Origin of the sequence: Clostridium sp. (assembly GCF_051650885.1) — a bacterium.
Classification (GTDB): Bacteria; Bacillota; Clostridia; order Clostridiales; family Clostridiaceae; genus Clostridium.
Genome location: NZ_JBOFRG010000187.1, coordinates 1 through 13,497, shown reverse-complemented (window position 1 = coordinate 13,497; position 13,497 = coordinate 1). Strand labels below are relative to the sequence as shown.

Sequence of the window (13,497 nt, the reverse complement as noted above, 5' to 3'; positions counted from 1 at the left end):
AAAATCTCCCCATATAATTATTTAAAAAACCTGCAAAAGCAGGTTTTTTAATTAAATTGACATAACTTCTTTTTCTTTACTGTCTACTAAGCTATCTATTTCTTTTACAAACTTATCAGTGATTTTTTGAATATCACCTTCCGCTTTTTTAACTTCATCGTCAGTTATTTCCCCATCTTTTTTTAGGGCTTTAATTTTATCATTTGCATCTCTTCTTATTGATCTTAATGCAACCTTTGAATCTTCCCCTGTTTTCTTAACATTTTTAACAAGAGTTTTTCTTGTTTCCTCTGTTAATTCTGGAATTATAAGTCTTATTATACTTCCATCATTTGAAGGGTTTAAACCTAAGTCGGATACTAATATTGCCTTCTCAATATCTTTTAATAAAGATGCTTCCCAAGGTGATATTTGTAATACTCTTGGTTCTGGTGCTGAAATATTTGCAACTTGTGAAAGTGGGCACATGCTTCCATAATACTCTACTTGAACTCTATCAAGCATTGTTGGGTTTGCTCTTCCTGCTTTCATTGTTGATAAATCATTTTTTAAAATACTAATTGTTTTTTGCATTTTTTCTTCTGAATTTTTTATAATGCTTTTAACCATATATATCCTCCTTATTTTGAAACTATAGTTCCTATTTTTTGACCTGTAATAGCTTCTTGTATATTTCCTGGCTCATCTAAACCAAATACTAATATTGGAATTTCATTATCCATACATAGAGATATAGCTGTTGAATCCATTACTTGAAGTCCTCTTTCTAAAACCTCTATATAAGATAGTTTATCATATTTTACTGCATCGTCAAATTTGTTTGGATCTTTATCGTAAACTCCATCAACATTTTTAGCTAAAAGTATAGCATCAGCTTCAATTTCAGCTGCTCTAAGAGCTGCAGTTGTATCAGTTGTAAAGTAAGGATTTCCAGTTCCAGCTGCAAATATAACAACTCTTCCTTTTTCTAAATGTCTCATTGCTCTTCTTCTTATGAAAGGTTCAGCAATTTCTTTCATTTCTATAGCAGTTTGAACTCTTGTATTTACTCCAAGTTGCTCTAATGAATCTTGAAGTGCTAAAGCGTTTATACAAGTAGCCATCATTCCCATGTAGTCAGCAGTAGTTCTATCCATACCTTCTCCGCTTCTACCTCTCCAGATGTTTCCACCACCAACAACGGCACCAACTTCAACACCTTGCTCTACTAAAATCTTTATTTCTTCAGCAATTCTTGTTGCCATAGTGAAATCTATTCCAAATCCATTTTTCCCTGCTAATGCCTCACCAGAAAGTTTAAGCATTACTCTTTTATATTTACAATCAGCCATTTTCAAATCCCTCCAAAATTTCAACTTCTTAATATTTTATTTATTATTTCAAAAAAAGAGAACACCAAAGTGTTCTCTCCTCATAAAGTAGAATTATTTACCCATTTGTTTTGCAACTTCTGCAGCAAAATCCTCTTCTACTTTTTCGATTCCTTCTCCTCTTTCGAATCTAGCAAATTTGCTTATTGTCATTGGAGAACCTACTTCTTTTGATTTTTCTTCTAATAATTTAGTTATTGTTTTATCTCCATCTTTAACCCAAACTTGGTCTACAAGACATACTTCTTTGTAGTACTTTTGAATTCTTCCCATAACCATTTTTTCAACGATTTTTTCAGGTTTTCCTTCATTTAAAGCTTGAACTCTGTAGATTTCTTTTTCTTTTTCTAAAGCATCAGTGTCAACACCGTCTCTATTTAAGAATAATGGGTTAGCAGCAGCAACTTGCATACAAACTTCTCTAGCTACTTCAGTAACTACAGGGCTGTTAGCTTCACAAGCGATTTCTACTAAAACTCCGATTCTTCCGCCACCGTGGATGTAGCTTTGGATAGCTCCATTTTCGATTGACATTCTTTCGAATCTTCTAACTGTCATGTTTTCACCTAATTTAGCAACTAATGCTGTAAGTGTTTCTGAAACAGTTTTATCTCCCATATTTTCATTAACTAACTCTTCAACAGTTTGAACGTTTGAGTTAGCTGCTAATTTAGCTAATTCTGTAGCGAATGCTACGAATTCTTCGTTAGCTGCAACGAAATCTGTTTCACAGTTTACTTCTACTATAGAAGCAACTTTGTTGTCTTCTGAAACGTAAGTCTTAACTATACCTTCAGCAGCAACTCTTCCTGCTTTTTTAGCAGCAGCAGCTAATCCTTTTTCTCTTAAAACTTCAACCGCTTTTTCTAAATCTCCATTAGTTTCTGTTAAAGCTTTTTTACAGTCCATCATCCCTGCACCAGTTTTTTCTCTTAATTCTTTAACTAACTTTGCTGTAATCATTATTCAATTTCCTCCTTAAATATATAAGCATTATGTCTTTTTAGGATAAAAGGTAAATGAATAAATTCACCTACCTTCTATGTTAAAGACTATTCTTCTATTTGCTCACCTTGTCTTCCTTCAATGATAGCGTCAGCCATTTTAGCAGCTATTAATTTAACCGCTCTTATAGCGTCATCATTTCCTGGAATTACGTAATCTACTTCTTCTGGGTCACAGTTTGTATCTACGATAGCTACAACTGGAATTCCTAAGATTTTAGCTTCAGAAATAGCATTTTTTTCTTTTCTTGGGTCTACTACGAACATAGCTCCAATGTTAGTTGAATCTAAGCTTTTAATACCACCTAAGTTTTTAACTAACTTTTCCATTTCTCCTTTAAGTTTAATAACTTCTTTCTTAGGAAGAACATCGAAAGTTCCGTCTTCTTGCATTTTTTCTAAATCTTCTAATCTTCTAATTCTTGTTCTGATAGTTTTGAAGTTTGTTAACATACCACCTAACCATCTGTTGTTTACGAAGTGCATATTTGATCTTATTGCTTCTTCTTGGATAGCTTCTTGAGCTTGCTTTTTAGTTCCTACGAAAAGGATATCTTTTCCTGTTTCTGAAACTTCTCTTAAGAAATTGTATGCTTCTTCAGCTTTCTTAACAGTTTTTTGTAAATCTATGATATAGATTCCGTTTCTTTCAGTGAAGATGTAAGGAGCCATCTTAGGGTTCCATCTTCTAGTTTGGTGTCCAAAGTGTACACCTGCTTCTAATAATTGTTTCATTGATATAACTGACATTTTGTTACCTCCTGGTTTTTCCTCCACTATCTACTTTTACTGTAGGAACCTATTTAAAGGACCAACCTACAAATTAGATAATGTGTGTATTTTATTACCTTAGTTAGTATAACATAAGCTTTTCTTCCTCGCAATAAAAAAAATTACTTTTATTTAATTTTTCTTAGATTTTACTCTTATTTTGTCTTTTTATAAGAAAAGCAAAAAGGATAGCTTAATTAAAAGCTACCTCTACTTTATTTTTTTTAGTTCATCTAGTAATTTATCATTTAAAACTCTTATGTGAGTTCCCTTCATTCCAAGGGATCTTGATTCAATTACTCCTGCACTTTCAAACTTTCTTAATGCATTTACAATAACACTTCTTGTTATTCCTACTTTGTCAGCAATTTTAGATGCTACTAAAAGCCCTTCATTTCCATCAAGTTCATTGAATATATGTTCTACAGCTTCAAGTTCCGAATAAGAAAGAGTTCCTATAGCTAATTGTACTACTGCTTTTTTTCTTGTTTCTTCAGCAAATTCTTCTTGCTTTGCTCTAAGCATTTCCATTCCTACTATTGTTGCACTATATTCACATAAAACTAAATCTTCATCTGTAAACTCTGTTCCAAACCTTGCTAATAAAAGTGTACCTAATCTTTCTCTGTTACCTATAATAGGAACTATTGTTGAAAGTTTATCTTTTAATGTACATTCTTTTTCACCTTCAAATACACATTCACCTTTATTTACTAAGTTAGCTAATGTTTCTGATACATTTAAAAGCTTCTCATTGTAGTCTGTTGGAAACTTTCTCTCATCAGTTACCTTTTTTTTCATTATGTCACATTCAAATTTCTCAGAAAAACTATATCCTATAACTTTCCCTCTTTTGCTTGCTATGTACACATTGCATTCTAATACATCACTTAATAACTTACATATATCTTCAAATACAACTGGTTCTGTTCCTGTCTTTTGTAAAATTCTATTTAATTTTCTCGTTTTATCAAGTAATGATGTCATCAATACTCCTCCTCGAATTCATTTGGTTAATTGTTAGAAAATTCACAATAATCTAACTCTTTTCACTAATTCTGCTTTTCAGTATATCACAGTAATTCCCTAATTTCAACACACTTCTCTCTGTTTATCTAGTTTGTTTAAAGCAAAATTATACCCTAAATTCTAAATTTACACTTTAGAATTTAGGGTTATATAAAAATTAGATTTATAAAGCTTTATTTTTCTTCTTTAGCTTCATTTTTTTCTTCTTTTAATTCCTCTTTATGTTTACATTCATCATTAGAACATAATAAATATTCTCCAGCTTTTTTAGAATATTTTTTCATCATAAATGCACCACATTCTGGACATTTCTTTTCTACTGGTTCACTCCAACTTACAAAATCACATTCTGGGTAGCTCGCACAACCAAAGAATTTATTTCCTTTTTTACTTCTTTTAGCATATACTTTTCCACCACATTTAGGACATGGAGCTTTAATTTCTTCAACGATAGGTTTTGCATTTTTACAATCTGGATATCCAGGACATGCTAGGAACTTACCATATCGTCCTCTTTTTATAACCATCATTCTTCCACATTTATCACATGGAACATCACTTACTTCATCTTCTATTACAACTTTTGCAATTTCTTTTTCAGCTCTATCGATAGCTTCTTTTAACGGACTAAAGAAATCTCCTACAACTGTTCTCCACTCTGTTCCGCCCTCTTCTATAACATCTAGCTTTCTTTCCATCTCTGCAGTAAACTCTACATCTGCAATTTGGTGGAAATAATCTTCAATTATATTATTTACAATAAAACCAAGTTCTGTTGGAATTAAGTTTTTCTTTTCTCTAACTACATATTCTCTTCCTAATAAGGTAGATATAGTAGGTACATAGGTACTTGGACGTCCTATTCCTTTTTCTTCTAACAATTTTACGAATGATGCCTCATTGTATCTTGCAGGTGGCATTGTAAAGTGTTGACTTATATCTAAGGATGCTTCTTTTAACACTTCCCCTTCTTCAAGTTCAGGAAGTCTTGTGTTTTCCTCATCGCTACTTATATCATAAACTTTCATAAATCCATCAAACTCTATTGTTGATCCACTTGCTTTAAATGTATAATCACCATTTTTTATAGTTATTGAATTTGTGTTTAATTTACAAGATTCCATTTGAGATGCTAAGTATCTATTCCAAATTAAAGTATATAATTTATACTGCTCTGGAGTTAAACTTTTCTTTGCCATGTCAGGTGTTATTTCAACATGTGTTGGTCTAATAGCTTCATGGGCATCTTGAATATTTTTCTTTCCCTTATAAATTCTTTCTTCTTTAGGTAAGTAGTTTTCTCCAAATGACTCTTTTATAAAATCCTTCACTTGCATTTTTGCATCATCTGAAATTCTAACTGAGTCTGTTCTCATATAAGTAATTAAACCTACTGTCCCATACCCTTTTACTTCTACACCTTCATATAATACTTGCGCAACTGACATTGTCTTTTTAGTCATATAATTAAGCTTTTTATTTGCATCCTGTTGAAGTGTACTTGTTGTAAATGGAGCTAAAGGTTTTCTTTCTTTCTTACCTTTTTTAATTTTTTCTATTTTAAATTCTCCATCTTTTAAGTCTTCTAAAATTTCTTTTGCTCTTTTTTCTTCTATCATTTCAAGCTTTTCAGTTTTATACTTTGATAGATTAATTTTAAATTTCTTTCTTTCCTTTTTTAATTCACAATCTACTGTCCAATATTCTACTGGATTAAAAGCTTTAATCTCTTCTTCACGTTTGCATATAAGATTAAGTGCTGCTGATTGAACTCTTCCTGCACTTAGTCCCCATCTTACATTTCTCCAAAGAATTGGGCTTATCTCATATCCTACTAGTCTATCTAGAATTCTTCTTGCTTGCTGTGCATCTACTAATCCTTCATTTATAGTTCTTGCATTTTTCAAAGAATTTTTTACTGCTGTCTTTGTTATTTCATTAAAAACAATTCTGCATTTTTCTTTTCCATCTATTTTTAAAAGGTTTGCTAAATGCCATGAAATAGCTTCCCCTTCTCTATCTGGATCGGTTGCAAGATATATCTTATCTGCTTTTTTTGCAAGCTTTCTAAGGGACTTTAAAAGCTCCCCTTTTCCTCTTATTGTTATATACTGTGGTTCATAATTGTTTTCTATATCTACACCTAATTTACTCTTAGGTAAATCTCTAACGTGTCCCATTGATGCTTCAACCACATAATTTTTTCCTAAATACTTTTCAATGGTTTTAGCCTTCGCAGGAGACTCAACTATTACTAATTTTTGGCCCATAAATAAACTCCACTTTCTATTGGAGTTATTCACCCCCTCAAATCTATATTATTCTGGCATAATAGTTACCAGGTAAACTTACTACTTCATTTTTAATTTGCATTTCAAATAATAACCTATATAAAGTATTTCTGTCAACCTGTGACTTTTCAAATATTTGGTCAATATGCACAGGTTCATCTCTTATTATATTCAAAATTTCATTTTGTATTAAAGAATTCATACTTTTTATCTTTACTTTTTTCAAACCTAGAAAAGCTTGTAATGTTTCTCTTGATACAATTGGTGAAGCTCCATCTGCTAAAACTAAATTACTTCCCTCACCGTACTCTGAAAATATTTGTGATGGAACAATTCCTACTTCACGATTTTGATTTATTGCAAAATTCACCGTAATTAAAGAACCACTCTTTTTGCTAGCTTCTGTCAAAATAAGTTTTTGTGATAATCCACTAATTATCCTATTTCGCCTTGGAAAGTTTTTGCTATAAGGTTCTGTTCCTGGCATAAACTCTGAAATCAATAATCCCTCTTCAATTACTTTTTCAAATAATCTTTTATTTTCTTTAGGATATATTACATCAATTCCTGAGCCTAATACAACTATTGTCTTTCCCTTATTTATAAGAGCTTCCTTATGAGCTATTGAATCAATTCCTCTTGCTCCACCACTTACTATGGTAAAACCTTGAAAGCTTGATTCCCTTGCTATAAATCTAGTTGCCCTTTCTGCGTAAAGACTATGCTGTCTTCCACCAATTATAGCTACACATTCTCCTTTTACCAAAGATATATCTCCTTTATAAAAAAGCACATATGGTGGATTCTTTATATCTAGTAAAAGTTCTGGATATTTATCATCTCCATAGGTTGTATAACTAATTCCTTTTTCTAAGAGTATCTTTTTCAAATCTTTAATTTTATTATTATCTATATCTCTAACATCTTTATAGCTTCTTCTAATTTCATCAAAATTATCAAAAACATTCTTTTCATTCTCATAATATTTAAGTAATCTTATTTTAATGCTATTTTTTATTTCTAACGATATTAACCATAGTACATAAAATTCCATCTGTCTACCCCTTTTTATATAAATTCTCCATTTATATCCTTTCTAAAGTTTATTGCCTCCATTAAAAATTCCACTTCAATCTTCTCTGCATCTTCCATGTCAGCTATTGTTCTTCCAAGCTTTAGCATCTTTCCATAGCTTCTTATGGATGAATCACTTCTATCAAAAAAAGTTTTCAAAAAATTCTCACTTTCTCTCGTTAAAACACAATATTTGAAAATATCCTTTCCAACTAATTCCGAATTATAATTATATTTTGTTCCCTCATATCTTTTCCTTTGATTTTCTCTTCCTCTTAAAATATCTTCTCGTAATTTTTCTTTTTCCTTTTTGTATCCTTTATTTAATTTTGAAAACTCAATTCTAGGCACATAATTAAATATATCTATTCTATCTCTTAATGGCTTTGATAATCTATTTTGATAATTTCTCCTCTCCCTTTCAGTACAAGTACACTTTTTCTCATTATCTAAATCTAAACTAAACTTCCCACAAGGACATAAATTTAATGCTCCTATCAAAATAAAATTTGCAGGAAGTATTCCATTAAAATTAAGCCTATCAATTTTCACTTCTTTTTCTTCTAATGGCAATCTAAGCGATTCTAATAGTTCCTTTTTAAACTCCAATATTTCATCTAAAAATAAAATACCATTGTGTGCTAAAGTAATCTCTCCCGCCTTTCCTTCCCTTCCTCCACCTATAAGCCCTATCTTTGTTATAGTGTGATGTGGTGCCCTAAAAGGAATATTAAACTTCTCTACATTTTTCATTAATCCATTTGCTGAATAAATTTTAAACACTTGAAGTTTTTCTTCTTCCGTAAGACTCGGCATTAAACTTCTAAAAGCCTTTGCAAGCATAGTTTTTCCAGCACCTGGAGTACCAAAAAGTAATATATTATGCTTTCCTGTAGCAGCTATGCTTAAAGCTCTTTTTGAAAGAGTTTGACCTATTATAGAATCTATATCCTCACACTCTTCAATTATTTTAATTTCATCCTCTAGTTTTATTGGTGCTAAATCTCTATTTTCTAAAAGCCTTACTACTTCTGTAAGATTTTCTAACGGATATATATGTCCTTTTCTTACCCTTCTTACTTCTTCTAAATTTTCTAAAGGACATATATAAGATTTTATCTCTTTTTCTAACCCACTTAATATTATTCCTATACCACCTTTTATTCCTTTTAAACTTCCACCTAAGGATAACTCTCCAAAAAGAAGAAAATCATCTATCCCTTCTTTTCTTATTTGTTTGCTTTCTATTAAAATCCCTATTGCAATAGGTAAATCTAAAAGACCACCTATCTTTTTTATATCTGCTGGAGAAAGATTAACTGTTATACGACCTAAAGGAAATTTAAAACCTGCATTTATTATTGCCGCTCTAACTCTTTCTTTTGACTCTTTTACAGAAGCATCTGGAAGTCCTACAATTGTAAACATAGGTAACCCAGTTGATATTTGTACTTCCACGTCTATTAAAATACTTTCTACACCTAAATTTGTTGCACTCTTCAATATTACAGCCATACTCAACTCCTCCTCTTTTATTACTCATTATTAACCTTTATTTTATTTTTAAACAATTCTTTTTTACTTTATATGGTTTTTGTCAATAATTTAATTAAAGGAGGTGTCTTTTTGAAAAAACTTAACAAAACCATTGGAAACTACGGAGAAGATTTAGCAGAAAAATTTTTACTTTCTAAGGGATTTAAAATTTTAAAACGTAACTTTAGAAATCGCTTTGGCGAAATTGATTTTATCTGTCAAAAAGACTCTACTATCTCATTTGTGGAAGTTAAAACTAGATACTCTAACACTTTTGGATTTCCTTTAGAATCTGTAACTTCTAAAAAAAGAAAAAATATTATCTATCTATCTAAATACTATATTCTAGAAAATAATGTTACAGATTTTTTTCTAAGATTCGACATTTTAGAAATTTACTTAAATCATAATAACGACAATATTAAATTTAATTTTTTAGAAAATGCTTTTCAATTATAATTCTAAAAATAAAAAAGTAAGTCTAGTAAAAATTAATTTACTAGACTTACTTTTTTATAATATGTTTCTTAAAAAACTCATTCTATGAATTTCTGTTGGACCATTTTCTTTTATAGCTTCTATATGCTTAGTTGCTCCATAGCCAACGTTACTTTCAAATCCATACTCTGGATATTTCGTGCCATATTCTTTCATTAAATTATCTCTATAAACCTTTGCTATAATCGATGCCGCTGCAATAGTTGCACTTTTAGTATCACCTTTTATAACTGATTTATTTTCTATGCCTACTTCTTTTATCAAATATCCATCTGATAAAACTATATTAGGCTTTACATTCAAGCCTTCAAGTCCTTCTAAAAAGATTTTATTATTACAGTAAGCAATTCCTAAATCATCGATTTCCTTGTTGCTTTTTTCTGCAATTGCATAGGAAATTGCTTTTTCTTTTATTATCTTAGAAAGTTCTTCTCTCTTTTTTTCATTTAACTTTTTAGAATCATTTAAATAAAAAATCATTTCATCATCTAAAACATTTAAATCTAGAACTACACAAGCTGATACTATAGGTCCTGCTAAAGGCCCTCTTCCAACTTCATCTACTCCTGCTAAAAGTCCATCTTTAGAAAAAGCTCTATCAAAGTCATACATAGCCTTTACTCTAACTTTTTCATCTTCAATAGCTTTTAATCCCTTTTCTATTTTTGTTCCAAGAGCTATAACATTTTTTCTTTTATCATTTAAAAAAGCTTCTTTTACTATTAATAATTCTGAATCTGTTAAGCTTAATTCTTCAAATTCATCTTTAATAACCTTATAGCTTTTTTTCTCTAAATTTTCTAATAAACTTTCCATACTAAATCCCATCCTTTAGATTAAGGTCTTTCAAGGGATATGTTCCCCATCTTTCCACCTCTAAACTCATCTAGTAACATTACTGCAAGTCTTGTATAATCTATTTCTCCACCTTTAACTATGCACCCTCTTTTTTTTCCTATTGCATTTAAAGTTTCTAATGGATCTTCATGTATCTCATCTATCTTAAATCTTTCTTTTAAAAGAGCTCCATAATGAATACTCATTCTTTCTATTAATCTATAAGAAAGATCTTCTATATCCATAATTTCATCTTTTATTGCTCCTGTAAAAGCTAAGTTTAAAGCTGTTTCATCATCTTCAAACTTTGGCCATAATACTCCTGGTGTATCTAAAAGCTCAATTCCAATAGATGTTTTTATCCATTGCTTGTTTTTAGTTACTCCCGGTCTATCTCCTGTTTTTGCAATACTATTTCTAGCAAGCTTGTTTATGAATGTAGACTTACCTACATTTGGTATACCTACAACCATTACTCTAATAGTAAGACTTTTAAGTCCTTTTCTTTTCATTCTTTCTATTTTTTCTTTTAATAACTCTTCTAGTGCTGGCTTTATTTTATTTGTTCCTATTCCTTTTAAGCAGTTTACCTCTATTGCCATAACATTATCTCTTTTTAAGGCTTTCATCCATGATTTTGTTACTTCTTTTTGAGCTAAATCACTTTTATTTAAAAGAATAAGTCTTGGTTTGTTTTCAACTAACTTATCAATATCAGGATTTGCTGAACTTCTTGCAATTCTTGCATCCCTTATTTCTATTACAGCATCTACAACCTTTAAATTGTCTTTTATTTCTCTTTGAGTTTTTTTCATATGACCTGGAAACCAGTTAATTGCCATTTAAATCACTCCCTTTTAATTTATAGTATATAGTAAAAAAAAAGGACTTATATTAAGCCCTTTCTCTCTATGGTTAATTATCTTGTTATTAACTCTCTAACTTTAGCAGCTTTACCAACTCTGTCTCTTAAGTAGTAAAGTTTAGCTCTTCTTACTCTACCTCTTCTAGTGATCTCGATTTTCTCGATCATTGGAGCGTTCATTGGGAAAGTCTTTTCAACACCAGTTCCGAAAGCTAATCTTCTAACTGTGAAAGTTTCTCTTAAACCACCGTTTTGTTTTTTAATAACAGTACCTTCGAATACTTGGATTCTTTCTCTGTTACCTTCTTTAATTTTTTGGTGAACTTTTACGTTATCTCCTACGTTGAAGCTTGGTAAATCAGTTCTGATTTGTTCTTGCTCGATTGCTCTTAATATTTCGTTCATTGTGCATTCCTCCTAGTAATAAATTTTGACGTTCATTCCAGAGCTTAAAATCTAGAAGAGGACCGCCGGTACTAACACGAAGTTCATTTTAACATATTTTTATCTTCTTTGCAAACAGTTATTTTTTAACAATTTCTTATCTTCTTTTGTTAGCTCTATTTTTTCATATAAATCTGGTCTTCTTTCTTCTGTAATTTCTAAAGATTTTACTCTTCTCCACTTACGTATATTTTCATGGTGTCCTGATAAAAGCACATCCGGAACCTTTTCACCTTCAAACACTTCTGGTCTTGTATATTGTGGATATTCTAAAGCCCCATCTGAAAATGACTCATCCATAAAGCTTTCATCTTTTCCAAGCACCCCTGTTTTTAATCTTAAAATAGAATCAATTACAGGTATTGCTGCCATTTCCCCACCTGTTAATATAAAATCACCTAAAGAAATTTCTAAATCTACATACTTATAAGCTCTTTCATCTATTCCTTCATAATGTCCACAAAGAAATATTAACTCTTCTTCTTTAGAAAGCTCTACTGCCATATTATGATTAAAAGTTTTTCCTCTTGGTCCTAAAAATATAACTTTACCCTTATTAGATTCTTTAACCTTTTTTATTGAGTCAACTATAGGCTGTGCTGCCATAACCATACCTGCACCACCACCATAAGGATAATCATCTACTTTTTTATGTCTGCTATTAGTATAATCTCTTATATTTATAGCTTCTAAGTTTATTAATCCTTTTTCTTTTGCTCTACCAATAATACTGTGATTAAAAATATCAAACATCTCAGGGAACAAAGTTAAAATATTAATCTTCATCTTGCCACTCTCTAACAGGTTTAATAGTTATTTTTTCTTCATCTAAATCAATATCCACTACTATATTAAGTAAAGCTGGTATTAATAATTCCTTAGGCTGTCTTATCCAATATACATCATTATTTTTAGTTTCTATTATATCGTATATAGCTCCTAAATCTTTTCCTTCAGTATCAAATACATGCATTCCTATTAAATCTCTTACATAAAACTCATCTTCGTCTAAATCTGGCTCATTTTCTCTTAAAACATACATTTCTGTTCCTTTGTAAGTTTCTGCATCTTCAATAGAGTTTATTCCTTCCAATTTTAAAATAACTCTATCCTTTTGGAATTTTACTCCCTCTATTTTAACTTCTACTTCATTTATTAAAACATAGCCATATCTTTTAAAGTTATTTACGTCCTTTGTTTTTGCCATAACTTTAACTTCACCTTTAAGTCCATGTGTATTTACTATTTTTCCTACATTAAACACTTCTCCCATGCTTAAACACCTCTTTCCTTAAAATATGTACTCTAACTTTATATATTTATCACAAAAAAAGAGTCAGGTCAAGACCTAACTCTTTTATATAATTTCAACTACTACTCGTTTGTCTTCTTTAATTGCTACAGCTTTTACAACTGTTCTAATAGCTTTTGCTATTCTTCCTTGCTTTCCAATAACTTTACCCATATCTTCTGGAGCTACCTTTAATTCAAGGATAACAGATTGTTCGCCTGCAATTTCATTAACTCTAACTTCTTCGGGTCTATCCACTAATGACTTAGCTATCATTTCAACTAATTCTCTCATATAGTGCTGCAATATGTAACTTGCAGTTTTCACCTCCAAATATTATTTGTTAATTCCTGCTTTAACGAAAAGCTTTTTAACTACGTCTGTTGGTTGAGCACCATTTTGTAGCCATTTGTTAGCTTTTTCTTCATTGATTTTTATTTCTTTTGGTTGAGCAACTGGATTGTAGAATCCGATTTCTTCGATGAAT

The 13,497-nt window shown here is 30.6% G+C and carries 16 protein-coding genes; 1 reads left to right on the top strand and 15 read right to left on the bottom strand.

The window, feature by feature from the left end:
• Nucleotides 1-51: 51 nt before the first annotated feature.
• The 8 genes from frr to ACRC28_RS09125 all read right to left on the bottom strand — a co-directional run bounded on the left by frr (nt 52) and on the right by ACRC28_RS09125 (nt 9,054).
• A complete protein-coding gene (gene frr, locus ACRC28_RS09160) occupies nt 52-609 on the bottom strand; it encodes a ribosome recycling factor (protein WP_438543143.1) in 558 nt (185 codons plus the stop codon).
• A gap of 11 nt (nt 610-620) precedes the next feature.
• On the bottom strand, nt 621-1,331 hold the full coding sequence (gene pyrH, locus ACRC28_RS09155; protein WP_438543142.1) for a UMP kinase: 711 nt from the start codon (nt 1,329-1,331) through the stop codon (nt 621-623).
• A 93-nt stretch (nt 1,332-1,424) separates the two neighbouring features.
• Nucleotides 1,425-2,333, bottom strand: coding sequence for a translation elongation factor Ts (gene tsf / locus ACRC28_RS09150; RefSeq protein WP_438543141.1), 909 nt, complete (start codon nt 2,331-2,333; stop codon nt 1,425-1,427).
• Nucleotides 2,334-2,422: 89 nt separating this feature from the next.
• On the bottom strand, nt 2,423-3,124 hold the full coding sequence (gene rpsB / locus ACRC28_RS09145) for a 30S ribosomal protein S2 (RefSeq protein WP_438543140.1): 702 nt from the start codon (nt 3,122-3,124) through the stop codon (nt 2,423-2,425).
• 231 nt (nt 3,125-3,355) lie between these two features.
• A complete protein-coding gene (gene codY / locus ACRC28_RS09140; protein WP_438543139.1) occupies nt 3,356-4,132 on the bottom strand; it encodes a GTP-sensing pleiotropic transcriptional regulator CodY in 777 nt (258 codons plus the stop codon).
• A gap of 215 nt (nt 4,133-4,347) precedes the next feature.
• Nucleotides 4,348-6,444, bottom strand: coding sequence for a type I DNA topoisomerase (topA, locus tag ACRC28_RS09135; protein ID WP_438543138.1), 2,097 nt, complete (start codon nt 6,442-6,444; stop codon nt 4,348-4,350).
• 43 nt (nt 6,445-6,487) lie between these two features.
• Nucleotides 6,488-7,519 (bottom strand): DNA-processing protein DprA, encoded by a 1,032-nt coding sequence (gene dprA / locus ACRC28_RS09130; protein WP_438543137.1) that lies wholly within the window; start codon nt 7,517-7,519, stop codon nt 6,488-6,490.
• Nucleotides 7,520-7,533: 14 nt separating this feature from the next.
• Nucleotides 7,534-9,054 (bottom strand): YifB family Mg chelatase-like AAA ATPase, encoded by a 1,521-nt coding sequence (locus ACRC28_RS09125; RefSeq protein ID WP_438543136.1) that lies wholly within the window; start codon nt 9,052-9,054, stop codon nt 7,534-7,536.
• Between the two features lie 111 nt (nt 9,055-9,165).
• Here ACRC28_RS09125 and ACRC28_RS09120 point away from each other — a divergent pair, with 111 nt between their 5' ends.
• A complete protein-coding gene (locus ACRC28_RS09120) occupies nt 9,166-9,534 on the top strand; it encodes a YraN family protein (protein WP_438543135.1) in 369 nt (122 codons plus the stop codon).
• A gap of 54 nt (nt 9,535-9,588) precedes the next feature.
• On the opposite strand, the gene ACRC28_RS09115 is transcribed toward ACRC28_RS09120, so the two are convergent.
• From ACRC28_RS09115 to rpsP, 7 genes are all read right to left on the bottom strand, one after another.
• Nucleotides 9,589-10,401, bottom strand: a complete 813-nt coding sequence (locus ACRC28_RS09115; protein ID WP_438543134.1) for a ribonuclease HII — start codon at nt 10,399-10,401, stop codon at nt 9,589-9,591.
• A gap of 8 nt (nt 10,402-10,409) precedes the next feature.
• A complete protein-coding gene (ylqF, locus tag ACRC28_RS09110) occupies nt 10,410-11,252 on the bottom strand; it encodes a ribosome biogenesis GTPase YlqF (RefSeq protein ID WP_438543133.1) in 843 nt (280 codons plus the stop codon).
• Nucleotides 11,253-11,329: 77 nt separating this feature from the next.
• On the bottom strand, nt 11,330-11,680 hold the full coding sequence (rplS, locus tag ACRC28_RS09105; RefSeq protein ID WP_438543132.1) for a 50S ribosomal protein L19: 351 nt from the start codon (nt 11,678-11,680) through the stop codon (nt 11,330-11,332).
• Nucleotides 11,681-11,779: 99 nt separating this feature from the next.
• Nucleotides 11,780-12,505, bottom strand: coding sequence for a tRNA (guanosine(37)-N1)-methyltransferase TrmD (trmD, locus tag ACRC28_RS09100; RefSeq protein ID WP_438543131.1), 726 nt, complete (start codon nt 12,503-12,505; stop codon nt 11,780-11,782).
• The gene (gene rimM / locus ACRC28_RS09095; RefSeq protein WP_438543130.1) at nt 12,495-12,992 is read right to left on the bottom strand and encodes a ribosome maturation factor RimM; all 498 of its coding nucleotides are present in this window, start codon (nt 12,990-12,992) and stop codon (nt 12,495-12,497) included. Before rimM ends, trmD begins: the two co-directional genes overlap by 11 nt.
• 84 nt (nt 12,993-13,076) lie before the next feature.
• Complete coding sequence (locus tag ACRC28_RS09090; protein WP_438543129.1) at nt 13,077-13,304, bottom strand: KH domain-containing protein; 228 nt, start codon at nt 13,302-13,304, stop codon at nt 13,077-13,079.
• 42 nt (nt 13,305-13,346) lie between these two features.
• Nucleotides 13,347-13,497: 30S ribosomal protein S16 (rpsP, locus tag ACRC28_RS09085; RefSeq protein ID WP_438543187.1), on the bottom strand; the 151-nt coding region annotated here is incomplete at its 5' end.